The 26,007-nt window shown below is 61.3% G+C and carries 19 protein-coding genes and 1 pseudogene; 12 read left to right on the top strand and 8 right to left on the bottom strand.

Annotated elements, in window-relative coordinates:
- The first annotated feature begins 106 nt into the window (after window positions 1-106).
- From GV035_RS27495 to GV035_RS27475, 5 genes are all read left to right on the top strand, one after another.
- A complete protein-coding gene (locus GV035_RS27495; RefSeq protein WP_159839021.1) occupies window positions 107-1,504 on the top strand; it encodes a TolC family protein in 1,398 nt (465 codons plus the stop codon).
- Complete coding sequence (locus tag GV035_RS27490) at window positions 1,501-2,577, top strand: efflux RND transporter periplasmic adaptor subunit (RefSeq protein ID WP_159839019.1); 1,077 nt, start codon at window positions 1,501-1,503, stop codon at window positions 2,575-2,577. The genes GV035_RS27495 and GV035_RS27490 overlap by 4 nt, the downstream gene beginning before the upstream one ends.
- 53 nt (window positions 2,578-2,630) lie before the next feature.
- Window positions 2,631-5,744, top strand: coding sequence for an efflux RND transporter permease subunit (locus GV035_RS27485; protein ID WP_159839017.1), 3,114 nt, complete (start codon window positions 2,631-2,633; stop codon window positions 5,742-5,744).
- Complete coding sequence (locus GV035_RS27480; RefSeq protein WP_159839015.1) at window positions 5,737-6,252, top strand: DUF2127 domain-containing protein; 516 nt, start codon at window positions 5,737-5,739, stop codon at window positions 6,250-6,252. The genes GV035_RS27485 and GV035_RS27480 overlap by 8 nt, the downstream gene beginning before the upstream one ends.
- 716 nt (window positions 6,253-6,968) lie before the next feature.
- On the top strand, window positions 6,969-8,999 hold the full coding sequence (locus tag GV035_RS27475; RefSeq protein ID WP_159839013.1) for an acyltransferase family protein: 2,031 nt from the start codon (window positions 6,969-6,971) through the stop codon (window positions 8,997-8,999).
- A 729-nt stretch (window positions 9,000-9,728) separates the two neighbouring features.
- On the opposite strand, the gene GV035_RS27470 is transcribed toward GV035_RS27475, so the two are convergent.
- Window positions 9,729-12,092: a putative bifunctional diguanylate cyclase/phosphodiesterase gene (locus GV035_RS27470; RefSeq protein WP_159839011.1), complete on the bottom strand. Its 2,364-nt coding sequence runs from the start codon at window positions 12,090-12,092 to the stop codon at window positions 9,729-9,731.
- 402 nt (window positions 12,093-12,494) lie between these two features.
- Between GV035_RS27470 and GV035_RS27465 the strand changes: the two genes are divergently transcribed.
- On the top strand, window positions 12,495-13,766 hold the full coding sequence (locus GV035_RS27465; protein ID WP_159839039.1) for an MFS transporter: 1,272 nt from the start codon (window positions 12,495-12,497) through the stop codon (window positions 13,764-13,766).
- A gap of 115 nt (window positions 13,767-13,881) precedes the next feature.
- Here GV035_RS27465 and GV035_RS27460 read toward each other — a convergent pair.
- Window positions 13,882-14,542, bottom strand: a pseudogene (locus GV035_RS27460) (TetR family transcriptional regulator).
- 268 nt (window positions 14,543-14,810) lie between these two features.
- Between GV035_RS27460 and GV035_RS27455 the strand changes: the two are divergent.
- The 3 genes from GV035_RS27455 to GV035_RS27445 all read left to right on the top strand — a co-directional run bounded on the left by GV035_RS27455 (window position 14,811) and on the right by GV035_RS27445 (window position 15,956).
- Window positions 14,811-15,149 carry a hypothetical protein gene (locus tag GV035_RS27455; protein WP_159839009.1) on the top strand — a complete coding sequence of 113 codons (339 nt, stop codon included), beginning with the start codon at window positions 14,811-14,813 and terminating at the stop codon, window positions 15,147-15,149.
- A 73-nt stretch (window positions 15,150-15,222) separates the two neighbouring features.
- Window positions 15,223-15,624 carry a hypothetical protein gene (locus GV035_RS27450; protein ID WP_159839007.1) on the top strand — a complete coding sequence of 134 codons (402 nt, stop codon included), beginning with the start codon at window positions 15,223-15,225 and terminating at the stop codon, window positions 15,622-15,624.
- 53 nt (window positions 15,625-15,677) lie between these two features.
- On the top strand, window positions 15,678-15,956 hold the full coding sequence (locus tag GV035_RS27445) for a hypothetical protein (RefSeq protein ID WP_159839005.1): 279 nt from the start codon (window positions 15,678-15,680) through the stop codon (window positions 15,954-15,956).
- A gap of 80 nt (window positions 15,957-16,036) precedes the next feature.
- Here the strand turns inward: GV035_RS27445 and GV035_RS27440 are convergent, their stop codons facing one another.
- The 3 genes from GV035_RS27440 to GV035_RS27430 form a co-directional block, all read right to left on the bottom strand.
- Window positions 16,037-16,831, bottom strand: coding sequence for a PDZ domain-containing protein (locus tag GV035_RS27440; protein ID WP_159839003.1), 795 nt, complete (start codon window positions 16,829-16,831; stop codon window positions 16,037-16,039).
- A 103-nt stretch (window positions 16,832-16,934) separates the two neighbouring features.
- Window positions 16,935-17,507 (bottom strand): flagellar transcriptional regulator FlhC, encoded by a 573-nt coding sequence (gene flhC / locus GV035_RS27435; protein ID WP_159839001.1) that lies wholly within the window; start codon window positions 17,505-17,507, stop codon window positions 16,935-16,937.
- Window positions 17,508-17,509: 2 nt separating this feature from the next.
- On the bottom strand, window positions 17,510-17,809 hold the full coding sequence (locus GV035_RS27430; RefSeq protein WP_159838999.1) for a flagellar transcriptional regulator FlhD: 300 nt from the start codon (window positions 17,807-17,809) through the stop codon (window positions 17,510-17,512).
- 423 nt (window positions 17,810-18,232) lie between these two features.
- Here GV035_RS27430 and imuA point away from each other — a divergent pair, with 423 nt between their 5' ends.
- The 3 genes from imuA to GV035_RS27415 are packed head-to-tail and all read left to right on the top strand — an operon-like array spanning window position 18,233 to window position 23,478.
- Complete coding sequence (gene imuA / locus GV035_RS27425) at window positions 18,233-18,940, top strand: translesion DNA synthesis-associated protein ImuA (RefSeq protein ID WP_159838997.1); 708 nt, start codon at window positions 18,233-18,235, stop codon at window positions 18,938-18,940.
- Window positions 18,864-20,330 (top strand): Y-family DNA polymerase, encoded by a 1,467-nt coding sequence (locus tag GV035_RS27420; protein ID WP_159838995.1) that lies wholly within the window; start codon window positions 18,864-18,866, stop codon window positions 20,328-20,330. The genes imuA and GV035_RS27420 overlap by 77 nt, the downstream gene beginning before the upstream one ends.
- Before the next feature lie 4 nt (window positions 20,331-20,334).
- Window positions 20,335-23,478 carry an error-prone DNA polymerase gene (locus GV035_RS27415; protein ID WP_159838993.1) on the top strand — a complete coding sequence of 1,048 codons (3,144 nt, stop codon included), beginning with the start codon at window positions 20,335-20,337 and terminating at the stop codon, window positions 23,476-23,478.
- Window positions 23,479-23,598: 120 nt separating this feature from the next.
- Here GV035_RS27415 and GV035_RS27410 read toward each other — a convergent pair whose 3' ends face one another.
- From GV035_RS27410 to GV035_RS27400, 3 genes are all read right to left on the bottom strand, one after another.
- Window positions 23,599-24,729: a hypothetical protein gene (locus GV035_RS27410; protein WP_159838991.1), complete on the bottom strand. Its 1,131-nt coding sequence runs from the start codon at window positions 24,727-24,729 to the stop codon at window positions 23,599-23,601.
- Between the two features lie 583 nt (window positions 24,730-25,312).
- Complete coding sequence (locus tag GV035_RS27405; RefSeq protein WP_159838989.1) at window positions 25,313-25,663, bottom strand: hypothetical protein; 351 nt, start codon at window positions 25,661-25,663, stop codon at window positions 25,313-25,315.
- A 38-nt stretch (window positions 25,664-25,701) separates the two neighbouring features.
- Window positions 25,702-25,989 (bottom strand): hypothetical protein, encoded by a 288-nt coding sequence (locus GV035_RS27400; RefSeq protein WP_159838987.1) that lies wholly within the window; start codon window positions 25,987-25,989, stop codon window positions 25,702-25,704.
- Window positions 25,990-26,007: the final 18 nt, after the last annotated feature.

Genomic DNA, 26,007 nt, shown 5'->3' with positions numbered 1-26,007 from the left:
CCAGCAGCCGGATGGCTTCTTGACGAAAACTTCACAAGCAGTGGCGTAGCATCCGCCCCGCAAGCCGCCCGGGTGGACGGCAAAAAACGTCTGACGGGATGCCAGAATGCGCCGCGCGTTATCGACTATCGTCGTCGCCTTGACCGGAGTGGCCGGCTGTACGACGTATCATCCGCAGCCGATCGCCCCCGACCAGCTAACCCGGCAATTCGAGCAGCGCTCCCTGGCGAGCGACGATCTGCACGCCTACCTCGCGCGCGAAGCCGGCCACGATGTCACGCCGTGGCCACCTGCGGTCTGGAACCGCGAGCGACTAACCCTGGCGGCGTTCTACTACAGTCCCGCCCTCGATCTCGCCCGCGCGCAATGGGGCACGGCCAAAGCCGGCATCGATGTGGCCGACGCGGTGCCCAACCCGGTGCTGCAGTTGCCGTTCCAGTACGACACACCTAACCCGGGACCAGGCGCGCCCTTCACGTGGGGTCCGTCGCTCGACATCCCGATCGAGACTGCGCATAAGCGCGGCTATCGCGTCGATCAGGCAGCTCACCTGTCGGAAGCGGCCCGGCTGAACATCGTCAGCGCGGCGTGGACGGTCAACGCGCAGGTCCGCGACGCCATGCTCGCGTTGTACGCCTCGCGTACGCGCATCGCCTTGCTGTCCACCAAAGCGAAAGCCGAGCGCCAGATCACGGAAATGAGCAGTCATCGTCTGGCTGTGGGCCAGTATTCGCGGCCCGAGGTCGACGCCGCCGTGCTTGCCGACACCCAGGCCCAGAGCGATCTGGCCGCGGCACGCAGTGCCGAACAGGACGCGCGCGCTCAACTGGCCGCCGCCGTTGGCGTGCCGGTCAGCGCGATCGACGGCGTAACACTCGACCTGAGCGCCTTCGGCGCGGTTCCGCCTGAGCCGCCGGTGGCGCACGCGCAGCGGGCGGCGATCTTTCATCGCGCCGATCTGCTCGCCTCTCTGGCCGATTACGCCGCTGCCGAATCGGCCCTTCAGCTCGAGGTCGCGAAACAGTACCCGGACATCCACCTCGGTCCCGGCTACACGTACGACACCGGCACCAACAAGATCGGCTTTGGACTGGCCGGCATCATGTTGCCGATCTTCGATCAGAACCAGGGGGGCATCGAGGAGGCCGAGGCCAAACGCAAGGAAGCCGCGGTCCGTACCGGCGCGCTGCAGGACAGGATCATCGGCGACCTCACCCACGCGCTGGCGCGCTACCACGCGAGCGTCGAAGCTCTGCGGATCTCCGACACCCATCTGGCGAGCGCCCGCCGCCAACTCGACAGCCAGGCGGCTGCATTCGCCAGCGGCAACGCGGACCGACTGACTTTCGCGCAAGCGAAAGCCGACTTCCAGATCAGCGAAACCGCCCGTCTCGACGCCGAGGTCGCCGTCCAGCAGGCTGCCGGCGCGCTCGAAGACGCGATGCAGTTACCGCTTGGCGGCGACGCCGCAAGCCGCACCCTCAGTGACGGGACGACACGATGAAACTCCGCGTGATTATTCTTGCCGTGCTTTCGCTAGCTCTGTGCGCAGGCGCGGGCTGGTACTTCGTCCATCAGGCGTTCGACGACTCCGGCGCATCGGCGGCCGCGGCGGCACGACCGGCTCCGCCTTCCACCGTGCAGACGGTCAATGGCGAGACCGTCGTAGTCGTGAGCCCTGACGCCCAGCGCGCCGGCCATATCGAAGTCGCGCCGCTTGCGGCCGTCATGAGCCAGTCCAGCATCCGCGCCGATGCGACGGTCATCGATCTGCAGCCGCTGTTCGATCTGCGCAACCGGCTCGCCAGCGCGCGCGCGGACGTGGCCACATTCACCGCGCAGGCGGCCAGTTCACGCTCGCAGTACGAAGGCAGCCGAACCCTGTTCGCCGACGACCGCAATGTTTCGCAGAAGAGTCTACAGGCCGCGCAGGCAACGATGCAGGGCGACGCGGCGAAACTGCAGTCGGCCCGGATCACGTTCGACGGCCTCGTCGGCACGATGCGACAGCAATTCGGCGACACGCTCGCGAACGCCGCAACGACACCGGCGTCAACGCTGTTCCAGCGTCTGCAGGCAGGTCAGTCGGCGGTGCTGCGCGTTACGCTGCCTGGCAGTTTCGGCACGACGCCCGCCGCGCGCATCGCGGTCGATACACCCAGCGGCGGCACGGTGCCGGCCCAGAGGCTTTCCGCTTCGCCGCTCGCCGATCCCGCCGTGCAAGGCACGCCATGGCTTTATGTCGCGCAGGCCGCGCTGCCGGCGAACCTGCGCACCAGCGCGCGCGTGCCGACGTCGAGCGAAGCCGTCTCCCGGCTATTGATCCCCGAGCAGGCCGTGGTGTGGTACGGCGGTCAGACGTGGGCATACGTGCGCACCGCGCACGACCGCTTTACGCGACGCTACGTGCCGGCGGACAAGCAGGGCACAGGTAGCAATCGCGGATTCATCGTGACCTCCGGCTTCCACGCTGGCGACCGCGTAGTGACGCAGGGTGCGCAACTGCTGCTCTCCGAGGAGCTCAAACCACGGGGTATCGGCACCGCCTGCAAGGATCCGCCCGAGTGCGATGACTGATTTCGCCACCGACCCTTCCATGCCCCGTCCGGAACAACGCGACTCCACGTCTTATGCTTAATGCGATCATCGGCTTTTCGCTGCGCTTTCGCGGCGTCATCTTCTCGCTGGCCGTCATGGTGGCTGGCTATGGGCTCTTTTCCATCACGCGCGCCAAGCTCGACGTCTTTCCCGAGTTCGCACCGCCGATGAGCATCGTGCAGACCCAGGCGCCGGGCATGACGAGCGAGCAGGTCGAGACGCTCGTCACCCAGCCGCTGGAGAACGCCCTCGGCGGCATGACCAGGCTGCAGTCGATCCGTTCGCGGTCCATGCAAGGCCTTTCGTCGATCACACTCGTGTTCGACGACCACGCCAACGTGATGCAGATCCGGCAGCTCGTCACCGAGCGCATCAGTGGGCTCACGGGCGCGCTACCGGCGGGTGTCGCGGCTCCTCAGTTGCTGCCGCTTACCACGACGACCAGCGTCGTGCGCACCATCGGCCTAAGCTCCAAGACGCGCTCGCTCGCGGACCTTTACGACATCGCGCGGTGGACCGTCAAACCGCAGTTGCTGAGCGCCCCAGGTGTCGCCGATGTGATCGTGTTCGGCGGCGATTCGCGCGAGCTGCAGATTCAGGCCGACCCCGCGAAGCTGATGCGCGACGGCCTGTCGATCGCAGACGTGGTTGCCGCGGCGCGCCAGGCCACCGGCGTGCGCGGCGCCGGGTTCATCGAGAACAGCAATCAGCGTATCGCCGTCAACGCCGACGGCCAGATCGCCACGCCGGAAAAACTCGCCGGCGTCGTGCTGCGTTCGAGCAACGGCGCAGCGGTCCGGCTTCGCGATGTCGCCAGTGTGAGCTGGGGCAACGCGCCGGCCGTCGGTGCCGCATCGATCATGGGCAAGCCCGGCGTGATGATCGTGATGGAAAGCCAGTACGGGACCAACACGATGGCGGTCACGCGCAATATCGAAAAGACCCTCGCCGGGCTGAGGCCAGTGCTCGCCCGCGAGGGCGTCGAGGTGAACGCGAACATCTTCCGGCCCGCCAATTTCATCGAGGCCTCCGTCGGTCATCTGCGCCTGGCGCTCGTCGTCGGGGCCTTGCTGGTCGTTGCGGTGCTGTTCCTGTTTCTGCTGAACGTGCGCACCGCCGTGATCTCCGCGGTCGCGATTCCAATGTCGCTGCTGGTCGCGATCATCGTGCTCACCTCGTTCGGAGTCAGCCTGAACACGATGACCCTGGGCGGGCTCGCGATCGCGCTGGGCGAGGTGGTCGACGACGCGATCATCGACGTCGAGAACATCTACCGGCGCCTGCGCGAAAACCGCATGCTGGCCGAGCCGCTTCCCGCGTTTCGCGTCGTGCTGCGGGCTTCGCTGGAAGTGCGCAGCGCGGTCGTTTTCGCCACCTTCATCGTGATGCTGATCTTCCTGCCCGTGCTCATGCTCACGGGTATCGGCGGACGGCTGTTCGCCCCGCTCGGCATCGCCTACATTTTCGCCGTACTTGCGTCGCTGGGCGTCGCGCTGACGCTCACGCCCGCGATGGCGCTCGCCCTGCTTGCGAAGGGCTCGTTGCCCGAACGGGAGCCACCCCTAATCGGGCGCCTCAAGACGCGGTATAACGCGCTGCTGACAAACGTCGAACAGCATGTGAAGGTGGTCATTGCGATCGTCGCGCTGCTGTGCGCCGCGGCGCTTGCGTCGCTGCCGTTCATGAGCGGGAGTTTTATCCCACAGCTGCGCGAAGGCCATTACACCGTTCACATGGGGCTCGCGGCGGGCACTTCGCTTGCCGAATCGCTGCGCATCGGCACGCAGGTCTCGAAGGCGCTGATGCAGGTGCCGGGGGTGCGTCTGGTGGCCCAGCGCGCCGGTCGCGCAAACGGCGTGGTCGACCCGACCGGCGTGCAGCTCTCGGAGTTCGAAGTCGATCTCGAGCCGATGGGGGCATCGGGCCAAAGCTGGGCGCTCTATCGAATCCGCCGGGCGCTGGCGCGCTTTCCGGGGCTCTCCACGTCAGTGAACACGTTCCTGGAGGAGCGCATCGACGAAACGATTTCGGGTACCACGGCGCCCGTGGTCGTGAATGTCTTCGGCAACGATCTCGACGTCATCGATCGCACGGCTCAACAGGTCGCACAACTGATCGGTACGGTTCACGGCGTTGCTAGCGTGCGGGTGGAATCTCCCCCCGGCATTCCCGAACTGGATGTGAGGCTCGATCCTGACGCCCTGAGCCGATGGGGTTTTCGCCCGGTCGAAGTACTCGATGCGATTCAGGCAGCCTATGCCGGTGTGACCGTCGCGCAGATTTACGAAGGTAGTCGCACCTATGACGTCGCGGTGGTGCTCGACCCGGCTCAGCGCGGTTCGGTCAGCAAGGTGGGCGAACTCATGATCCGCAATGCCGACGGCTTCGCCGTGCCGCTCTCTACGCTCGCGACCATCGGGCAGATCGCCGGCCGCTACCAGATCACGCACGACGGCGGCCAGCGCGTGCAGACGGTGTCGGTGAATCTCGGCAACCGGCCGGTCAGTGATTTCGTTAGGGAAGCGCAGGCGCGCGTGAATCGCGAAATCAGGATGCCGTCGGGTACCTATGCCGTGTTCAGCGGCGAAAGCGAAGCACGCGCGCAGTCGCAGCGCGATCTGCTCGCATACGGCGGGATCGCGCTGGTGGGCATCGCATTGTTGCTGTTCCTCGCGATGAAGAGCCGGCGCGCCGTGCTGCTGGTGATGATCATTCTGCCTTTCGCACTCGTCGGCGGCGTCCTGGGCGTGGTGCTCACCGGCGCGAATCTGTCGCTCGGCAGCATGGTTGGCTTCGTCACGCTGCTCGGCATCTCGCTGCGCAATTCGATCATGCTGATCAGTCACTACGAGCATCTGGTTCACGCCGACCGGCTTAGCTGGAACATCGACACCGCCGTGCGTGGCGCGTCGGAACGGCTGGTGCCGATCCTGATGACGGCGCTGGTGACCGCGCTCGCACTAACACCGCTCGCGGTGACGAGCGGCGCACCTGGCAACGAAATCGAGGGACCCATGGCGATCGTCATTCTTGGCGGTCTCATCACGTCGACCGCGCTAAACCTGATCGTGCTCCCCACGCTGGCCTTGCGTTACGGGCGCTTTGCGCGCGACGAAGTCGCAGAACCGGGGACAGCGAATGCGTGAGACGGGTACGCGCAGGCTCCTGCACGAGAAGAACCTGCACCTCCTCTTCGAGTTGACCCTCGGGTTGAAGGCAATCTTTGCGCTTGCAGAAATCGCCGCCGGTGTTGCCACATACCTGGTGCCGCAGCGGTACTTTCTGGCGCTTGTGCTCTGGGTCACCCGGGACGAGTTTGCCGAAGATCCGCACGATCTGGTGGCGAACTTTCTGCTTCACACCGCGCAGCACCTGTCGGTCGATGCCCAGAGATTCGCCGGGCTCTATCTGCTTGCGCACGGAGTGGCAAAGCTCTGGCTTGTGGCTGGTTTGCTGCGTGAGAGACTTTGGTACTTTCCTGTTTCGATCGTTGTCTTCGCTCTGTTTATTGCCTACCAGGCCTACCGCTACACGTGCACCCATTCGGTTTGGTTGCTACTGGTGACGGCGCTGGACATCACCGTCATCGTCCTCACGTGGCACGAGTACCGGTATCTCCGAAGCAATCGCAAGACTGTCATTCCGGGCTCATGATGGACTCCGGTGCTTCAGCCTATAGAGACCTCACTTTCATATCGGAGACGAATCTGTGATCACCAGTCATCGAACGATTGATACGTGAGCGGCTGCAATGCTTTGGAAGCGTTCGTTGCAGTTGCTGCAGTTCGAGTGTCTCTTCGGGGTCGGCTGCGGACGCCCCGAGGCGCGGGCTCGCCAATACGAAGGTCGCCGGAATCGCTATCCGCCCGTCCTCGCTGGCCTCTCTGTACGCTCACTACGCGAAGAAGGAGAGCGGCTAGGCCTCCTTGCTGCCGAAATAGTGATAGTGCATCCGTTCGTTGGGACCGGCGACTTCACTGATTGCGTCAACCGTGCTACCGCAAGTCCAAATCCCGCGAACTGGTCCGTTGCGGCGAAGGAGGCCCCGGCGAGTTGCCTCGGGGTCGACAACTCCGCTGTGACCGGTCTCTTGGGCATGCCGAGAGCCGTCCGCCTCTCGATCGTTGCCGCGCACCGGCAGTAGTTTAAGTCGTGGCACGGGCTCGTGCGGATCGGTGTTTCACGTATGCTTCTGAGCGCCATAGCATCACTTTCTATTTGTCTTGCGGACGTGGATATTAATAGTCAAAGCCAAGCATCCGTGCCTCGGTCACGGGAGGGCGGTAAGGGCAGCTACCCGTCCTGTATCATTCGCGTCTCGCCGAGTGATCTAGACTCGCCCCAGTGAATTCCGTGTCGCGCCGTTTTTTATGCTCCTGCCTCGTAGTCCGGAACAATCCCACGTATCACAAACGTACCGTCCCGATGTCGATGGCTTGCGGGCCGTCGCCGTTATCGCCGTTGTGCTTTGCCACGCAGGATTTTCTCGGTTCTCGGGCGGGTTCACGGGCGTTGACGTGTTCTTCGCCATCTCCGGCTTCGTTGTCACAACGTCCATCCTTAGCGACCTGGTGAGGCGCGAATTCTCGTTCAGGACGTTCTATGCGCGACGGGCTAGGCGGCTCGCTCCCGCTCTGTACCTAGTGCTCGCCGCGACAATGGCGTTCAGCCTACTGTTCTCGTTTCCCGACGATAGCTTTCGCTTGGCGAAGAACGTGCTTGCTGTGGCGACGATGACTTCAAACATCTATCTGTCAAAGCAAACAGGATACTTTGATGCGAAGGCCGCCGATCAGCCTTTGCTCCATACGTGGTCGTTGTCCGTGGAAGAGCAGTTTTATGTCGTTCTTCCGGTCCTACTCTACTCTTTGCATACGAAAGCCCGACGGTGGTTGGTACCTGCGGTGATGCTTCTCGCAGTCGGCTCAATGGCATGGGCCATTGTCGCGTCCCACAAAGATTTACCGGGCTCCTACTACTTCGCTCAGTACCGCGCATTCGAATTTCTCGCCGGCAGCCTGCTTGCGTTCGGCGAGTATGGGCGGAACGGAAAACGGAGATGGTATTGGGATGCAGTCTTCGCCCTCGGCCTGGCAATCGTATTGTTTGGCGTCTTCGGTTTCAGCGCGACCGCACAGTTCCCGGGTCTCGGTGCGTTGGTGCCTTGTGGCGGGGCGATCGCGACCATGTTTGCCGGTCGGCGCTCAACGCTAGCCGACAAGTTACTGTCGAACGGCGCAGCGGTGTACGTTGGGCGAATCTCATATCCAATGTACCTCTGGCACTGGCCCATATTTTTTGCGCTTCGTCGATTCGAGCTTGCATCGACCACTGGTTACTTAGCGGCGATCGCAGTCACCGTCATGCTTTCGGTCCTTACGTACCGATATGTGGAAGGTCCAGCACGCCGGTCTCGAACAACAATCGGACGCACACTTGGCGCGTTCTTGGTGCTTCCCATCGTGGCGTCGGGCGTAATCGCAGGCACCGCCAAGTTGAGCGATGGCTTCCTGTTCGCGTACCCTCAAAAGATTCGCAATGACGTTCATTGGTCTGGCGACGCGCTCTTTGACATGCCGCGCGGAAAGCGGTGCTGGTCCCAAATCCAAGTAACTGACGAGCGTGCGTGCACGGTGGGAGATCAGACGTCTCGGGACAAAGCTATTTTGTGGGGCGACTCGCACGCTTATCACTTGATACTGTTTTTCGATCGGTTGGGCAAGGATAAGCACCTGGCGGTACATGACGTCGGCTTCACGCTTTGCCCACCTATCGAGAACGAACCGCCCAAGCCCGGAGACGTATCGCTCTTACCCGATCATCTTAAGTGCGTCGATCACGACAAGGCCGTAATGGCCTACGCCCTGTCGCACCCGGACGTTAGTACGGTTTTTATGGCTGCCGCATGGCAGAACTATCTGAACGCGGCTACGGCGCCAGCGGCAGCGCCGAACGGTCATGGATTCATGCCGGGGCAGTTGGAGGCGGAACTGACCAGCACAATTGGAAAGCTACTCGCTTCGGGAAAGCACGTGGTCTTGATGGACGATGTCCCAATGATCCCGATGAATCTGATTAACTGCAACTTCAACAACGACCTGTTGTTCCCGGTGCGCCGGCACGCATGTCAATTCGATGCGTCGATCGCTCGTGAACAGCACGAGCCTATTCAGGCGATGCTTAAGCGGTTAGTGAAAAGGTTCCCAGAAGTGAACGTTATGCACACCTACGATGTTCCGTGCTCTGAGGAGACGTGCGCGTTGGACTTCGACGGACTGCCTATCTACAGATACGACGATTACCACCACCTATCTGCGGCGGGTAGCTCACTTCTGTACGATCATTACAATCGAAAACATCCCGGAGAGGCTGAGGCCATCCTCGGCCGAGCAGCACGTTGATTTTCCATTGTCGAGCGCTGCGGTCAACGGATCGCTGCGGACGTCCCGCTCGAGTTCTATTGGTATTTGATTGCTCAGGATCGCAATCTTCGGCCTGATGCGCTACCGGTGACTGGGATGGTGGCGATCACGCTCCGTTTCGCGTTTTACCACTTTGACAGCTACCGCTCGGTGACGAATATTGGCGCTGGCCTTCTTCTCTTGGCATTGCGTCAAGCAGTCTGCGTTGCGGCTCAAGCCGCGTCAGCCGAAGGAGTAACCGAGGCATGCGTTGAAGACCACTTGATGAGCCGTTTGAATGGGTGCTGGCGACCTTGTTCACGCTCGTCATAGGGGCGTTCGGCCACCGTCTGGCGCGCTGGCACGAGCACGAGCGGCTAGAGGGTCCCAAGTAATTTACCGCTCCACGGCCGCCTCCCTGCCGAGCTTCAGGACAATGGAGGAGACGGTCTAAGCAAACGCCTAGGGATGTCGCTTTCTGCAACTATGCACTCGTCTTGCGCGTCGTCGAGAACGGAACGGTCACTACACACGAGTGTGCTGATCTTCAGCTTGGACATGGCTGATGTGCCTTAGCAAATCGCCTGCGCCACTCTAAAGGCCACGCGGGCCGAGCCCGCAGGCGCATTAGTGCCGCGGGCGGCACATTGGCTTACCGACCGGACACATTTGTCCGCCTGGCGGCGGCACCAAGAGCTTCTCATCGTCTCGCTGCGCTCTGAGCCGGCTTTACTGGCTCTGCAAGGTCGCGTCGGGGGCGATCGTCCTCAAACCGTGCACATCGTCCGGCGGAACCGGCCTACTTAACAAGAAGCCCTGCACGAAGTCGCAGTCCGCCTGCTTGAGCAGCTCAAGCTGAGCGGGTTCTTCTATGCCTTCGGCCGTTACTCGCAACCCCAGGTTATGCGACATCTGGATGATGCCGCTTACGATGCTGCGCGTCGCTTTGTCATGCTCGATCCGAGCCACGAATGAGCGATCGATCTTCACACTGTCCGGTGAGAAATCGGACAGATAGCGCAGGCTGGAATAGCCCGTGCCGAAGTCATCGATCGCTATGCGCACCCCTAATGTTCGCAAAGCGCGTACGGCGCTTTGTGCGAGAGCGGGGTCCTCCATCAGCGCGCTTTCAGTGAGTTCGAGTTGAAGGGTAGAAGGTGGCACGGCGTGGCGGCGCAGTGCCTTGTCCACTAGGTCGACGATGCCGGTGTCGCGCAACTGTCGCGCTGATACATTTACCGACACGCCGAGCGTGCGGGCGCCTGCCTGCCGCCAGTGTGCGAGCTGTCGCAAGGCGGCGTCCAACACCCACGCGCCGACCTGAGTGATAAAGCCACTTTCTTCCAGGATCGGGATGAAAACGCCAGGGGCAATCAGGCCACGCTTGGGGTGGCTCCAGCGGATAAGCGCTTCAACGCTGTGGACCTCCAACGTGCGTGGCTCATGGATGGCCTGATAGTGGAGCTCGAATTGCCCATTAGCAAGTGCGGCAGGAAGATCGCGCTCAAGCTCGAAGTCGTCGATTCTTTCCGCCGCATCCTTGCCCGCGAAACGAAAGCCGTTGCGTCCCGCCTTCTTGGCCGCATACATCGCGATGTCGGCGCTCGCCAAGAGCGTCTCACGATCGACGCCGTTGTCGGGGAAGATTGAGATACCGATCGACGCTGTTATGGTGCTCGCGACCCACGCTCGCTCTCCCCTAGCGAGTGCTCGGAGAGCCTTTCGGGCGATCCTCGATAGACGGTCTTTGTCACGCGTGCCGTCGATCAGCACGGCGAACTCGTCGCCACCAAGCCGGGCGACCACGGCTTGCGTAGGCAACGCGGCCTTGAGGACGTCGCTCAGTGAGCGGAGAAGACGGTCCGCTGCTGTATGACCGAGCGTGTCATTTAAAACCTTGAACCGGTCAAGATCGATAAACATCAACGCAAATGGAGCGTTTCGCTTGCACTGGTCCTCGATGGACCGCATGAGCGCCGCCCGATTCGCGAGCCCCGTTAGAGAGTCAGTAAATGCAAGGCGATCAAGTTCGACTAATCGGTCGTGTTCCGCCGTAACGTCCTCGCTGATGCCGACTATGCGAACTATGTTTCCCGCATCGTCCAGAACGGGAGAGGCGGTGCTTTGAATCCATCTTACCGCGCCGTCTGGGCGGCGAATTCGGTACCGTGCTTTCTCACTAACCTTCGAGTCAGAGAGTCGGCGCATCGCCGCGCGAAGTTCCGGCATATCTTCGGGCAACACCTGTTCCAGCCATGTTTTGCCAGCTTCGAGGAAAGATCTAGCTCCCACGCCGAAGACCGTCGCACATCCGAGGCTTACGTGGTGAAAGGTCGAGAAATCGGCGCTGCAGGAGTAAAAGCACAGCCCCACTTGGGCTTCCATTTCGGACATTAATGTCTTCTTTGCGCCTAGCGCAGCGGCGAGCTCTGTTTGCTTCGTTGTGTCCAAGGAAGCGCAGAGGACGGTGCTCACGCGGTTGCCGTCCCGAATCGGTATGAGCCTCGAATGCCATGTCTTGTGAACGCCCGCCGCTGTTGGGCAAGTTCCTGTAAACGCAGTACGGTCTCCTTCTAGCGCGCTGCCAAAGGCTTCCCGCGCAGCTATCGCGTCCTGACCACTCCAGAAGCCAAGCCAGTCGGCCCCCGCCAGTTGCGCGGGGCTGTCCGCCTGCATCAACTCCGCGCCGTATTCGGAGATGTGCAACATGCGGCCGTCGACGTCGAGCAGCTTCAAGCATTCCCTGTTCGCGTCAAGCAACGCTTCAGCGAGAGCCGTTGCGGCGTCGACGCGAGAAGTCAAGCGGCGCTCGCGCAAGACTCCGATTGCAAGGACGAGTGCGCCCGCAACAGCGCTGTCGCATAGCTTGGTCGCCTGAGTCTGTGAGGCCAACGACAGGTACGCAAGCGCCCAGGTGCCCAGCGTCGCGAGGGTGATCCAAGCGAGGCTTCCGGCGGAAGGCATCGCCCGACCCGGCCAGCGAGACAAGAAAAAAGAAAGGAATCGTTGGTTCTGAGCAGAACCGGGTGCCTTTCGAGAGAACTCGTCGTTGGCAGCGTTGATTGACTGTTTGCGATTAAAAGACTGGGGCATTGGCGTGGCGACGCGAATATCGGTTGACCTGCGGCATGCTCTTCTTCGCTTTTTAGAGGAGACAGCGTGTTAACGTCATCGCCACTGCAATGCTTGATGCCACGTCGCACCAATCTGCATCAATCGATGCCTGCGCAAGGTAAATCTGTCCACCCACCCCTCGGTCGAGCGCCCCCGGTAATTGACGCACTAAGCCGCTATTCAAGCGCCATTGCAGACTCCGTTTCACTGAACCGATAGCCCCCACCGGCGCTTCGCTTGATACATCGCCGTGTCGCATAACAGTCGCCAAGAGCTCGGCAATGACGGATTTGCGCACTTGAGTCCAACGCAGGTATGCATCATGCGGTCGTCACGGCTCATTGATTGGAAAATGCCGGCGGTCTCGAATCCGCAAACGACATGCAAGAAAGACAGAGCAAGGCAAGCACCCCGTTATTCGCAGTTAGTTTCTTTGCAGCGGATGTGCAAGCAGGCGCAGGCCCATTCTTGGCCATCTACCTGCAAGAGCACGGATGGAGTGCCGACTTGATTGGCACAGCGCTGACGTTAGGCGCTATCGTAGGCGTGCTCGTAACCGCTCCGGCGGGGGCGTTGGTCGATGCGACGTCTCATCGGCGTTCGGTGGTGGTCGGTGCGAGCGCACTGACGGTCGCGGCCGCGTGCGTCTTCTGGCTCTCGCGTGGGTTTTGGCCAATCACCCTGTCGCAAATCGCGACGGCGGTTGCAGGCTCGCTAATGGGCATCGCGTTGACGGGACTCACGCTTGGAGTTGGCGGCAGAGGAAACTTTGACCGCCTCTACGGCCGGACCCAGGTTGCAAATCACGCGGGAAATATGGCAGCGGCCGCATTGTCAGGCGCGCTCGGCTGGTGGCTCGGCACGGCTTGGGTGTTTGCGCTGTGTGCGGCGTTTGCGCTGGCGTGCATCGCGTCCGTGCTGCTGATTCCCGCTAGCGCGGTGCATCGGCATCATGCGCGGGGGCTCGCGCATCAGGATGACGAGAACCCGTCGCAAGCGCGCGCAGAAAGCATTCGCGTGTTGCTGCAGTCGCGTCCGCTCCTGTTGCTTGCCATCGTGCTGGCGGGCTTCGGTCTCGGTAATTCCGCGATGCTGCCGCTCTACAGTCTCGCACAGGCAGCGGCTCATCACGGCAACGCCAGCCAGATTACGGCGGCCAACATCATCGTCTCGCAAATCGTGATGCTGGTCACGGCTGTGTATGCGAGCCGCATCATTCGGCGCTGGGGATTTTGGTGGGTCATACTCGTGACGCTGCTGACGCTTCCGCTTCGGGCATTGGCTGCGGCTGCATTTACGACGACATGGGGCATCGTGCCTGTGCAAATCTTGGATGGGGTGGGCGCAGGCCTTCAAGGCGTTGCGATACCGGCGCTCGTCGTCCACCTTTTGCACGGAAGCGGGCGAGTGAACCTTGGGCAGGGCGCAGTGAGAAGCATGGAAGCAGCGGGCAGTTGCCTGAGTCCACTGCTCGGCGGATGGCTTGCCAGCCGTTTCGGTTATCCGACGGCGTTCGTCGCTCTTGGCAGCCTGGCGATTGTCTCGCTGACACTCTGGATCACCCAAGGCGCGATGATAAGGCGGGCTTGTGACATGCGCCGAGATGAACTCGGGAAGATGGCGGACGTCGAAGCTTCGGCGCTCGTTTCCTAGGCTGTAGACTCCGGAACGCACGAATGACTGTCAGGCGACCGGCGGCACTTGGTTGGCTCCTGACGGAAGGCCAAGACGCGCCACCCGGAGTCCACGAAGGCTGCGATCGGGTTCACTAACGCTGCTGCTCGCTCGCTTGTGGACGGAGATACGCCAGCAGCAACTCAAGATGCATCGCAGACATTCGCTCCCTGTCCGCGGGCTCCATATAGTCTCTGCCGGTAAACGCGTGCAGCGTAAAGCGATTGGAGGCGATGTAGTAGCCCATCCCGACGAGAGTGACATAGAAGTCGAGCGGGTCAACGCCGGTGCGAAACTGCCCGGCAGCGGCCCCGCGCTCGAGGGTTGATCTGACTACTTCAACGAGGGGCGAGATCGTCGCGCCGAGCTTCCCAGACATCTTTAGATACCGGCCTTTATGGAAGTTCTCGTTATTGATCAAGCCCAGCCATTGCGGGTTGTCCCACAGGTGCGCCCAAATGGACTTGGCCAGCGTTGCTATTGCCTCAGGAGGCTCTTGACCGGTAAGGTCTAGGGCAGCCTCCTTCTTCGCATAGTCCGCATACATGGACTCCAACGCCGCGACGTAGAGCAACTCCTTGCTCCCGAAGTAGTAGTAGAGCATCCGCTCGTTGGAGCCCGCCACCTCGGCGATGGCATCGACTCGCGCGCCGGCGAGCCCGCACTTTGAGAACTGGGTCCACCGCCGCTTCGAGAATGCGGCGTCGAGTCCCCTCTGGATCGCGCTTGTTTTGGTTAGACGAATGACTGTCCATTTGCGGTCTGGTGCCCGTTGGGAATGATCCTGGGCCCCAATTATGGACGGTCCGCACCTCCCACATCCGATACTTCACCGTCCCTTGACTTCGCGGCCACTCAGTAGGCTCAATGAAGGGTCGAGACAATACGGTCTCGGCAGCTTGCGGAGCGACTATGGCCTACCGAGGCGAATTCAAAGACATCATCTTCTCCAACGAACAACGGGAAGCACGCGTCGCGCGATATTGACTTGTTCTGATCGAGCGGGAGACCAAGGTCTCCGTCGTGATTCATCTGCGTCGCCAGGCAGGGGGCCAGCCGTATCTGCTCGAGAAGGAACGAGAGTTCGACGTGGCCGTCGGACGCATCGTCGAGACCGAGCTTCGTCGGGTCCGCATAGACCGAACGCGCCTCGTGGTCGAGACCGAAGGCGCGTTCAGGGAATATCCACTAAATTTCAACGCCGCAGAGTTCCCAGCACGCCCGTCGCCCGAGGAGCCGTGGAAGCGGCCTGTCGTTGCTCTCGCGTCGCGCGACATCGTCGGCGGCAGCGTCGCCCTCTTCGTTGACGTCGATGCAGGGCAGCCTGCGGAGCCATGGCTCACGCAATTGTTGCGCGGCTGATTAGAGGCGCGCACCCTCTTAAGAACGCCCGTTTGCAGCCGCTAATAGGGTCTCCCCTAAGACGCTCATCGCCATGCTACAAGAACCAGTGCTCTCCGAATTGCTCGCTGCCGGTGACGAGATCAACCTCGCACTGCTGGCGTTGGATTCCAAAAAATTCGCTACCGACGGCGAACGCCGTCTCGCGCGTCGGGCGGTCCTCGAGGACGCGATGGCTAAGCACAACCTGCCAGACCTCCGGGAAACGGTCCTGTCGCACGAGATTAGCGCTCTCGTCGCAAATCGGCCTGCCATGATCGGCCTGTTCGACTTTCAAGAACTCAAGGCCATGTGCAGGCTGAGAGTTGCGCCATCACTCGTTGACCGATTCGTCGCAGCAAAGCGTCGAAATCCATCATTCGGTCTCAGCGAGATCGTCGCCTTAGCCGTGTACTCGCCGGAAAACCATCAATGGGGACACATTTGGCAGGAGTAATACAGCGATATGCGGTCGGCGAGTGGGAATCGCTATGGGCGAGCGAGCCGTATATGAAGCATCGGTTCGTGCTGGATCTCGATGCACGCACGGTTCTCGCCGGCGAGGACCGAATCGGACGGGCATGGTGGTCGATGCGTCTTGATCACGTCGCCTACATGCAGCAGATCCTCGACGAGACATTCAACTGGATCTGGATTGAGCCAGAGGAGTTTGGCTTCGTTCGCGCAGCAGAGCTTCCTGCTTGGGCGACGAAGGCCTGGCCGTGGCCGCCGTTGCCGGACCTCGAGGAAGTAGAAAAGATGCTCGACGGTTGTCGGGTAGGAACGTAGTAGCGCGGCCGGCCTACGCAGGGCGATAGACGCTGAGGCGGGGCTTGATTTCGATCGGGCAAACGTCCTTGCCCGTAAGCTCAAGGTGTCGCCATTGCGACGTTCTTTGTGAGACGCTGCCCGTCCCGAACGAGTTGGACAGGAACGGCGGCACCAGCGTACTTTGCAATAGCGCGTTGAAGGTCAGCACCACTACTGATTGAGACGTCACCTATCGCCATCAGGTAATCGCCCTTGAAAATGTCTGCGATGTACGCAGGTGATCCAATCACAACAGTGTTGATCAGCGCGCCCGCGTTCGTCCCGATTTTCTTGTGCTCTTCAGGACTGAGCGGGACGATGTGGATTCCCATCACAGGCGTCTTTGCTTTGACCCAGTAACCTGCGTAGTAGTCGGCTCGCCGGACTGTGACCGGAACAAACGTCGTCGCCGTTCCGTAGGACGTGGTGGTCGCTGAGCCCATAACACTGGTTACACCACGGGATCCGAAGGCTGAGCCGTTGAAGGTCGACACGGATGTTGAAGTCGTCGGCATCGTCAGCGGCATGGACACTGTCTCGCTGCCCGCGTCACGCACAGAAAGCACGATTACGTCCGCACCGATGGTCTTGCCTTGTTCGATTGCGTTGGCCTCGGCTCGCCGCGTTTGCTGTGCCTGAAACGACGACTCTCCTACAAGCGCGAAGTTGTTCTCTGCGAGTCGCTCACTCTCCGACCGGACGTTGCTTGAATAGAGCACCTTCGGGGTCGAGTCAGACCTCGGGCCGCTTCGGGCCACTATCTCTTCCCGAGTCATCCCGTGGTAGTACTGGGAGAAGCCGTTTGCGCATCCGGCCAGGGAAGCTAAGGCTCCAATCGCCAACAGTCGTTTCATCCTTCTCCTCTCTTGTTCTCGACCTTCGGTACTTCGGCTATTACGGCACGGAAGGTTGAAACTTAAGGAGGCAAGAATCTGCTTCGGTCGACCGACTACTGCATCAAGCCGCCTGCTGCAACGCGGCCTCCTCGCGCGCCGCTTTGGCTTTCGTCTTGCCCGCTCGGGACGGCGGCTGACAAATCCCGCAGACCATACCGTGCGCCGGTTCGTGGGCGTGTGCGACGAACTTGCCACGGCAGCGCGTGCAGCCCGCGAGACGCAGAATCCCCGCTTCCTTGAACCGCACAAACGTCCAAGCGCGCGTCAGATCCATCTGCAGTGCCTCGCCGTTGAGTGTGAAGTGCTCGGCGTACAAAGAGTAGGCCCGGCTCAGCAGATCCACGCGATCGAGGTCCTTGCTGTTTGCTTCGAGGAACGCATAGACGTTGGCAAACATCGAGGCGTGGATGTTCGGGCCCCACGTCAGGTACCAGTCTTCCGAGAACGGCAGCATGCCCTTGGGCGGAGACGCGCCCTTCACCTCGCGATAGAGACGAATCAGACGGTCGCGCGAGAGTTTCGGAAATTCGGATTCAAGCACTTGCATGCGCGCGCCGAGCTTGATCAGCGTAATTGCGCGCAGCACCTGGGCGGCTTCGTCCGCGAGACTCTTAGAAGACGTGATCGTGCTCATGGTCAGGCAGCAAGCAGGACTTGATCGGACACGGCGCTTGCGGTCGCATCGACGCTGCGGCTTGCGAGACCACCGAGCATTTCGTCCGCGCTCATGCGGAAGAAGCACAGCAGTTGCGAAGACGACGCGAGCTTGTCCGCCTGTGCCGGTGTGAGCTTGAGGAGCGTGTCGGCGATTTCGGCCGACAGCCCGAGGTGCGCCCGTGCGGCCTCGCGGTCCGATGCCAACACGCGCCGCGCGAGCGTCAGATAAGACAGGTTCAACTCGCGGATGGAAGCAAGGTCGTGGCTGGCGTGTGTCATGGCTGGCGTACCGAAGTGGCTGTGACCATTGAGCGTCGGGAGCGCCTTGAGCAACAGCGCGAGCGAATTGTCAGTTCAAAACCTTGGCTCTGCAACAAAAAGTTACAGTCGCAAACCTTTGCCACGCTGAAATTCGCCGCCGCAATCGTTAGCCTAACAGGACGATGAAATCAGGATTTGCGCGACGGACGCGTCAATCGCGCCTTTCCAACTAAAACGATGCTTAGTCCCCGCATGATTTGCCGCGTTTATGCGGTCACAGAGCGAGACGCCGTTCAGGTAACAGTTGCCGCGTAACGCTTTTACCGCGGCTACTGCGCGACAGTGTTACCAGCGCTTACTTTTGTCGGATAGATATGGTTGACCTAAAGGGCCGCTGCGACGGTGTAGACTACTGTACAAACATACAGTACGGGGTTCGACATGGGAGCGTTAGCCCTCGAAGATATTCACCCATCGATTTGGCGCGGCTCGCAACTGGCCTCCGCACGCGTGAACGTTGTGCCGTGTGGTTTCGAGAACCTCGCGGGCGAATTGCCGGGCGGCGGTTGGCCCAAGGGCGCACTGACCGATTTGCTGGTACAGCAGCCAGGCGTCGGCGAAATGCGATTGCTGTTGCCTGCGTTGAAGACGATCGCCCAACGGCGCATTGCCTTCCTCCAACCACCGCACCGCTTCCAGCCCGAAGCAGCGGCCTACTGGGGTTTGCCTGAAACGTCGATCAACGTCGTGCGCGCCAACAAGACCGCCGATGCGCTGTGGGCTGGCGAGCAAATTCTTCGTGCGGGAACGTTCGGCGCGCTGATCTTCTGGCAAACGCATGTGCGACCGGAAGCGCTACGCCGCCTGCACCTCGCCGCGCAGACGAGCGAGTCGTTGTTCTTCATGGTCCGGCCGCTCGCTGCAGCGAGCGATACGTCACCTGCCCCGCTTCGCATTGCTGTGCGCCCTGCGCGCGACAGCGTTTCATTGGAGTTCGTGAAGCGCCGCGGCCCTGCGCGTGATGAGCCGCTTGTCGTTGGATTGACCCATTCGCCTATCCTGTTGAATCGCCATGCAAGTGTGGATCGGCGTATATCTGCCGCACCTCAGCCGAGAAGTCTTCCAGCCGAACTGGTCGTCCACGAGTGAGGCCGGTTTGGTTGTGCTCGACCATGAGCGTGTGGTCGCACTCGATCATGCGGCGCACGAGGCCGGTGTCCGGATGGGCATGCGCAAGGGCGGCGTCCTCACGCTCGCGCCGGACGCGCGCATCCACGACAAGGACGAATTCAAGGAGCAGCAGGCCGTCGCCGATGTCGCCACGGCCTTGATGCAGTTCAGCCCGCAGGTATCGATCGCTGAGGAGCAAACCGTTCTCGTTGATGTGTCGGCGAGCTTGCGCCTGTTTGGTGGCGTGCGCGCACTGCGCCGCGCGATCCGCGCCTCGCTCGCCGCGTTCGGCTTTACCGTTCGAATGAGCGTCGCGCCCACCGGCCAGAGCGCGTGGCTGATGGCGCGCTATCGCGGCGGCCACCGCCTGTCCATTCGCTCGTTGATGCGCCAGTTGCCTCGCTTGCCTGCCTTGCTGGTGCTGGAAGCCCGGCGCTACGCCGACTGGTTTGAAGGTCTCGGATGCACGAGCGTCGCCGACCTGCGGCGCTTGCCGCGCGCGGGCCTCAAGAAACGCTGCGGTGTGGCGCTTCTCGACACGCTCGATCGCGCGGTCGGCGAAGCGCCAGAACTGTACGAATGGGTCCAGACGCCGCCCTCCTTCAATGCACGCATCGAATTGCCGGACCGCGTCGAGCACGCCGAAGCCGTCCTCTTTGTGGCGCGACGGCTCATCGTCCAATTGACCGGCTGGCTTGCCAGCAAGCAGTTGGCGCTCACCCGCTTCTCGATTGAGCTCGAGCACGAACGCGGGCGCGCGGCGTTGCCTCCAACGAAGATTGACGTCGCGCTCGCAGAGCCGACGTGGCACGAAGAGCACCTGACGCGATTGCTGAAGGAGCGGCTCGGCCGCGTCGAACTGGCGGCCGCGGTCATCGCCGTGCGCGTCGAAGTGAATGACGTTGAAGCGGCGGCACCGCCTTCCGATACCCTCTTTCCGGAGCCGGGCGGCAGTGCCGCCGACCATAACCGGTTGATGGAATTGCTCGTCGCGCGCCTTGGCCACGAGAACGTGTTGCGCGCAGCGCCCGTCGCTGACCATCGGCCGGAGATCGTCGCGAACTGGGTACCGGTCACGAGCGACATCAAAGGCTGCGCACTGCCCGGCGATCAACCGCGTCCGTCTTGGCTGCTTGAGACGCCTGTCCAGTTGATGACGCGCCAGCACCGTCCGTTCTACGGCAGTCCGCTGCGCACGGTCTCCCCCGGCGAGCGGGTCGAAGCCGGTTGGTGGGGCGGCGAGCTCGTCACACGCGACTACTTCGTCGCGGAAGCCGACGACCACACCTGCTACTGGATCTACCGCGAGCGCGTCGGCAGCCGCGACGACGAGGACCCTCGCTGGTTCTTGCACGGCCTGTTCGGGTGATGCGATGGACGCGTTTTCGTCGATGCTGCCCGGCTATGCCGAGTTGCACTGCTTCTCCAACTTCACGTTCCTGCGCGGCGCCTCGCACGCCGAAGAACTGATCCTGCGCGCAGAGCAGCTCGGCTACCTCGCGATTGCTATTACCGACGAATGCTCGCTCGCCGGTATCGTGCGCGCGCACGTCGCCGCCAAAGAAGCGAACATCCGCCTGATCGTCGGCGCGCACTTCCAGTTGACGAACGCCGACGGCACGCCTGCCCTCGCCTTCACCGCGCTCGCGATGAACCGCAATGGCTACGGGAACCTGTCGGAACTCATCACGCTTGCGCGAACGCGCACAGCGAAGGGCACGTACCTGCTGTCGCCCAATGACTTGGCGCGGCCGGAAGCGCCATACGACCACCTGAAGGGCTTGCCCGACTGTCTCGTCATTCTGTCGCCCGAGTACCCCGCGAAGGAGGAACGGCTCGACGCGCAGGTCGAATGGCTCGCGCGCACTTTCGAGGGCCGCTGCTGGGTCGCGCTCACATTGCACGCGCGCGCGATGGACGACATACACCGGGGCATCGTCGAATACGTGGCTGACCGTCATGGCGTGCCGGTGGTTGCAACGGGCGCGGTGACGATGCACGTGCGCTCGCGCAAGCCGTTGCAGGACACGCTCACCGCCGTGCGCCTGAACCGCTCCATCGCGGAGTGCGGCTTCGAACTCGCGCAGAACGCCGAGCAGCATCTACGCGCGCGACTGCGGCTCTCGAACCTGTACCCGGCGCGGGCGCTCGCCGAGACGCTGACGATCGCGAGTCGCTGCACCTTTTCGTTGGATGAACTGCGCTACGAATACCCGGACGAGTTGATCCCCGAGGGCACCACGCCCACCGCCTATCTGCGGCAGGAAACGTACATCGGTGCGCATCGACGCTTTCCGGCAGGGATCCCGCACAAGGTGCAGACGCAGATCGAGCACGAACTGTCGCTCATCGCCGAGCTTCGGTACGAGCCGTACTTCCTGACGGTGTACGACCTTGTCCGTTTCGCACGTAACGAAGGCATCCTGTGTCAGGGGCGCGGGTCGGCGGCGAACTCCGCTGTCTGTTACTGCCTGGGCGTGACCGAAGTTGATCCCGCGCGTAGCTCCATGCTGTTCGAGCGGTTCATCTCGAAAGAGCGCGGCGAGCCGCCTGATATCGACGTGGACTTTGAGCACCAGCGGCGCGAAGAAGTTATCCAGTACATCTACCGCAAGTACACGCGCACTCGCGCCGCGCTCGCGGCCGCCGTCACGACGTACCGGCCAAAGAGTGCGCTGCGGGATTCGGGCAAGGCGCTCGGCGTCGATCCGATCATCGTCGACAAGGTGGCCAAGTCGCACCACTGGTTTGATTCCAGCGCGGATCTGCTTAATCGCTTCGTTGAGTCGGGCCTCGACACCTCGACGCCGATGATTCAGCAGTGGGCAAGCCTCGCCTCGCAGTTGCTGAACTTTCCGCGCCATCTATCGCAGCACACCGGCGGCTTCGTGATCGCGCGCGGCAAGCTCTCGCGGCTCGTGCCAATCGAGAATGCCGCGATGATCGATCGCAGCGTGATCCAATGGGACAAGGACGACCTCGAGGCGCTCGGGCTTCTGAAGATCGACGTGCTCGCCCTCGGCATGCTTTCGGCGATTCGGCGCACGCTCGACATCATCTCGACACAGCGCGGCGAGCCGTTCGAGTTGCAAGACATTCCAGCGGAAGACGCGACGACATACGAGATGATTTGCCGCGCCGATACCGTCGGCGTCTTCCAGATCGAATCGCGGGCACAGATGAGCATGTTGCCTCGCCTTCAACCGCGTCAGTTCTACGATCTCGTCATCGAAGTGGCGATCGTGCGGCCGGGCCCGGTGCAAGGCGGCATGGTCCATCCGTACCTGCGCCGACGGCAAGGCAAGGAGCCGGTGTCGTTCCCTTCGCCTGAGATGGAGACCGCACTCGCCCGCACGCTCGGCGTGCCGATCTTTCAGGAGCAGGTGATGCAGGTCGCCATGCTCGCCGCTGGCTTCACTGCGGGGGAAGCTGACCAGCTCCGGCGCGCGATGGCCGCGTGGAAACGCAAAGGCGGCTTGCAGCACTACTACGACCGCATCGTCAACGGCATGCTCGAGCGCGGATACGACCGGGAGTTCGCCGAATCGATCTTCGCGCAGATTCGGGGCTTCGGCGAGTACGGGTTCCCCGAGAGCCATGCGGCGAGCTTTGCGCTGCTCGTCTACGCAAGCTGCTGGCTGAAGTGTCATGAGCCGGCGGCGTTCCTGTGCGCGATGCTCAACAGCCAGCCGATGGGCTTCTACTCGCCTTCGCAACTGGTTCAGGACGCGAAGCGCCACAAGGTCCACGTGCTGCCGATCGACGTCACGATTAGCAACTGGGATTCGTTCCTCGAGGGCGACGGCTCGATGGCGCCCGTGCGGCTCGGCATGTCGCTGATTCGCGGTATGCGCGAAGAGTCGGCCGCGCGCATTGAAGCGGCGCGCGCGGTGCGCCCTTTCGAGTCGGTCAATGACCTAGCCAACCGTGCCCGGCTCGATCGCCGCGACTTGCAGTTGCTGGCGGACGCCAACGCGCTGGTCGCACTCTCGGGCAACCGGCGCGAGGCGCTCTGGCAGGCGGTCGCAGCCGTGCCCGATAAAGACCTGCTGCGTGCGACGGCGCGCGAAGAAGAACTGCCGATGCTCGCCGCGCCCAACGAAGCGCAGGAGATTGTGAGCGACTACCGCGCGACCGGCCTCACATTGAACCGGCACCCGCTGTCGTTGCTGCGTGACCGGCTCAACGAAAAAAAGATATTCGCGGCATCGAAGCTCGCCACCTATCCGAACGGTCGGCTTGCTAAGGCATGCGGCATTGTGACGGTGCGTCAGCGGCCCGGCACCGCCAACGGCGTCCTCTTCATCACGCTCGAAGACGAGACCGGCCAGATAAACGTGATCGTCTGGCCGTCGCTGGTCGAGAAGTTCAGGAAAGAGGCGCTTGGAGCTTCGCTGCTCGGCGTCTATGGCGTCTGGCAAAAGGAAGGCGAAGTGAAGCACCTTGTCGCAAATCGACTCGTCGACATGACGGCACTCCTAGGCAATTTGGCCACGTCGAGCCGCAACTTCCATTAACATTCCAGCGGTCAGCTCCACATGCATGATCGCGTCGCTCTAGCAGCCGAGAATCGGCGAACATCCAAACCGTTTCCAATGCTGCCGATGGAACCGGAACGTCAGCGACCGCATCCCGCCTTACTTCTTCAGGCATGTATTGAGGAAAAAATGGTATCCACACATGTTGCCCTCGGCGTCGGCCTTCTGCGAAGGTCGCATCAACAGCGAAATTGTCCCAGCGGGGCAATTATCTTTCCCCCACTTGTCTGCTTGTGCTAGCGTTCCCGCAAAGCTGTGGTCCGCACCGCAGTGGACGTGCTGTGCGACAGGATTAACATTGTCGCTCTCCCCGACATAGAACAGTTCGGCCTTAACCACCTGCGCGCCTTGCAGATGGGCTTGCGCATCTTTGTACTGGCTTTGGGAAACGAGCAAGCTTTGATTCGAATCGCCCAATTCTTCTTTCAACTGTCGCAGCGCTTCGTCATAGTTGCTTCGCAGCTCGATTCCCCATCGCTGATCAGGTTCGAGATAAATAGAGTAAGGCACCTTGACGTTAGACGCAAAGACGCTCACTGTGATAGACGCCTGACGAAAATACTCTTTGCCTTTCTCTTTGACGGGCAGTCGATGACATTCTATTGAGACATCTTTGTCGAAGGTCTTCCGAGGCGTGTCGCTACCGATGTCTTGCGGCGTCCCGTCATCGCTAAAATCCTTAGTGCTGCACTTGACGTCGCGCTTGTTGTAGGCGACGTTCTCGAGCACCCCGTTTCCGAATTTGCTGCCGAATGTTAGGTCGATGTTGATGAGGTCTGGTTTCGAATAGGTGTGCGTGATAAGCATGCCGCCTGATGCCATCGCAAAACATGAAAGCATGGCATTCAAATTCGACGTCATTACTGTCTTGTGGAACTGGATGTTCTTAGATTTGAACTGGTTATTGTTATAGCCGGCGTTGCAAAAGTGCTCTTGCTTGTCCTCAGTGCTCCCGCCCCCGCCCTTTGCAAACCAAGGGATCGCATCTTCAACACCCTTCAAGTCGAAACTTGCATTGAATGTCTTCTTTTCCCCTTTGTCGTCGCAAAGCAGACTGTAGCCTGCGGCGTTTAGGGACTCCTCCTTGTCGCTAAAGTCGATGTCAGCCACATTCTTGTCGAAGGCGATTCGGCATTGGTTCGACAGGTCTTGTTGAGCACGTACCGGTGTGCTGAAAATGGTGAGCAAGAAAACAATCGCATATATCGATGTTCCGATTCTTAGTCTCATCTCTCGCTCTTTTTGCGTTGTCGGACTGCAAGCAAGTTCAGTGTAGGAGACTGGACGCCGACTGGCAACCCAGCTTATGAGTAGGCTTGAAGCCAGCCATCCCTTCTTTGGGACGAACGCAGCATACCGACGTAACACCCACCGCGCGTGAGCGGCGCACCTCCGGAACCGGGATAGACAACGCTCCGTAATGGTGCAGACTGGACACTAGGATTGCCTACAGCTTCCGGGAGCGGGCCATTATTGTGCCTTCGCCCCTTCCGTTCTGTGGGTTTGCGGGAGCTCGCAATATCGGTCAGCCGAGAAACTCGCGGACCTCGAACATGAAGCACCTTCTAATCGGCACTCCCTTTCCCCTCGAACGGAATTTAGAGCACGCGTTTGACCGCGTTCGCAGATTCGGTGCGAACTCGGCCACCGTGTTACAAGCCGTCAAGCAGCAAACCGCCGAAAGTGCGGCCAACAGAAGTAAAAGACGGCCGACCATTTTCAATTCTTCCTTATGCGAAGGAGCGACTGATCTTTCGCAAAGAAACCCACGCGACGCCGGGTGCCGGTACCGAAGGGGCACATTGCGGCATTACTAAAACTTGTTCGTGGGGTACTTCTCGAAGTCTGCAACAAGGCTCTTTGGAACGCCGCTGCGGAGAAGGTCGGTTCGACTTGCCGCGACCGCTCCACGAACGGCGGCGGCTCCGACCGCGAGCACAATTAGCAGGACGATAGGCAAGGCGAGCTGCAGCCATTGCAGAGAGGCGGGTACGTCGAGCGTCCCGTCTTGCATCATTGAACGGCTCATCAAAGCTGCGCTGCATCCGAGGACGGCTGCAGCACCGGCCTTCATGTAGAACCGCCTCTTTCGCTTGCGTGCCTCAACGTAGACTGCGATCGCCTCCCATTGGGCTTTCGTAAAACTGCTTTTATCAACCTGCATTAGGCAGCGGTTCCTATCTGACAGACGCAAAGTTCGCGTCAGGTGTCGCCCTGTCGTCCTTCGTCATTCGCGAGGCGCTTCGCTGTCACATCGACGTTTTCTGCGAAGCCGGCCTGCAAAATCCTATAGGCCAACTCCAGTTGCTCGTCGTGGCTCTTAGGCGGCACGATGGACGGGCCATATATCATCGCAAGCGCTTTCGCTGCCGCACCTAACGCCTTGATCGCAGCGAACCGCGAAGCCTCGGGGTGATGCCGCTCGATATGGTCAACCAAGAGCTGTCCAAGCTCCTCGACGAGACGGGCATAAGCGTCGCGGTTATCCATGGCGTCATGTTTCCCATT

This window comes from Burkholderia sp. 8Y, from assembly GCF_902506145.1.
Taxonomy (GTDB): Bacteria; Pseudomonadota; Gammaproteobacteria; order Burkholderiales; family Burkholderiaceae; genus Caballeronia.
This window is presented reverse-complemented; position numbering and strand designations above follow the sequence as displayed.

Coding starts and splice junctions, on each gene's coding strand:
- GV035_RS27495 (WP_159839021.1), top strand. CDS start 107: ATGCGCCGCGCGTTATCGACTATCGTCGTCGCCTTGACCGGAGTGGCC.
- GV035_RS27490 (WP_159839019.1), top strand. CDS start 1,501: ATGAAACTCCGCGTGATTATTCTTGCCGTGCTTTCGCTAGCTCTGTGC.
- GV035_RS27485 (WP_159839017.1), top strand. CDS start 2,631: ATGCTTAATGCGATCATCGGCTTTTCGCTGCGCTTTCGCGGCGTCATC.
- GV035_RS27480 (WP_159839015.1), top strand. CDS start 5,737: ATGCGTGAGACGGGTACGCGCAGGCTCCTGCACGAGAAGAACCTGCAC.
- GV035_RS27475 (WP_159839013.1), top strand. CDS start 6,969: ATGCTCCTGCCTCGTAGTCCGGAACAATCCCACGTATCACAAACGTAC.
- GV035_RS27470 (WP_159839011.1), bottom strand. CDS start 12,092: ATGCCCCAGTCTTTTAATCGCAAACAGTCAATCAACGCTGCCAACGAC.
- GV035_RS27465 (WP_159839039.1), top strand. CDS start 12,495: ATGCAAGAAAGACAGAGCAAGGCAAGCACCCCGTTATTCGCAGTTAGT.
- GV035_RS27450 (WP_159839007.1), top strand. CDS start 15,223: ATGCTACAAGAACCAGTGCTCTCCGAATTGCTCGCTGCCGGTGACGAG.
- GV035_RS27445 (WP_159839005.1), top strand. CDS start 15,678: ATGAAGCATCGGTTCGTGCTGGATCTCGATGCACGCACGGTTCTCGCC.
- GV035_RS27440 (WP_159839003.1), bottom strand. CDS start 16,831: ATGAAACGACTGTTGGCGATTGGAGCCTTAGCTTCCCTGGCCGGATGC.
- flhC (WP_159839001.1), bottom strand. CDS start 17,507: ATGAGCACGATCACGTCTTCTAAGAGTCTCGCGGACGAAGCCGCCCAG.
- GV035_RS27430 (WP_159838999.1), bottom strand. CDS start 17,809: ATGACACACGCCAGCCACGACCTTGCTTCCATCCGCGAGTTGAACCTG.
- imuA (WP_159838997.1), top strand. CDS start 18,233: ATGGGAGCGTTAGCCCTCGAAGATATTCACCCATCGATTTGGCGCGGC.
- GV035_RS27420 (WP_159838995.1), top strand. CDS start 18,864: ATGCAAGTGTGGATCGGCGTATATCTGCCGCACCTCAGCCGAGAAGTC.
- GV035_RS27415 (WP_159838993.1), top strand. CDS start 20,335: ATGGACGCGTTTTCGTCGATGCTGCCCGGCTATGCCGAGTTGCACTGC.
- GV035_RS27410 (WP_159838991.1), bottom strand. CDS start 24,729: ATGAGACTAAGAATCGGAACATCGATATATGCGATTGTTTTCTTGCTC.
- GV035_RS27405 (WP_159838989.1), bottom strand. CDS start 25,663: ATGCAGGTTGATAAAAGCAGTTTTACGAAAGCCCAATGGGAGGCGATC.
- GV035_RS27400 (WP_159838987.1), bottom strand. CDS start 25,989: ATGGATAACCGCGACGCTTATGCCCGTCTCGTCGAGGAGCTTGGACAG.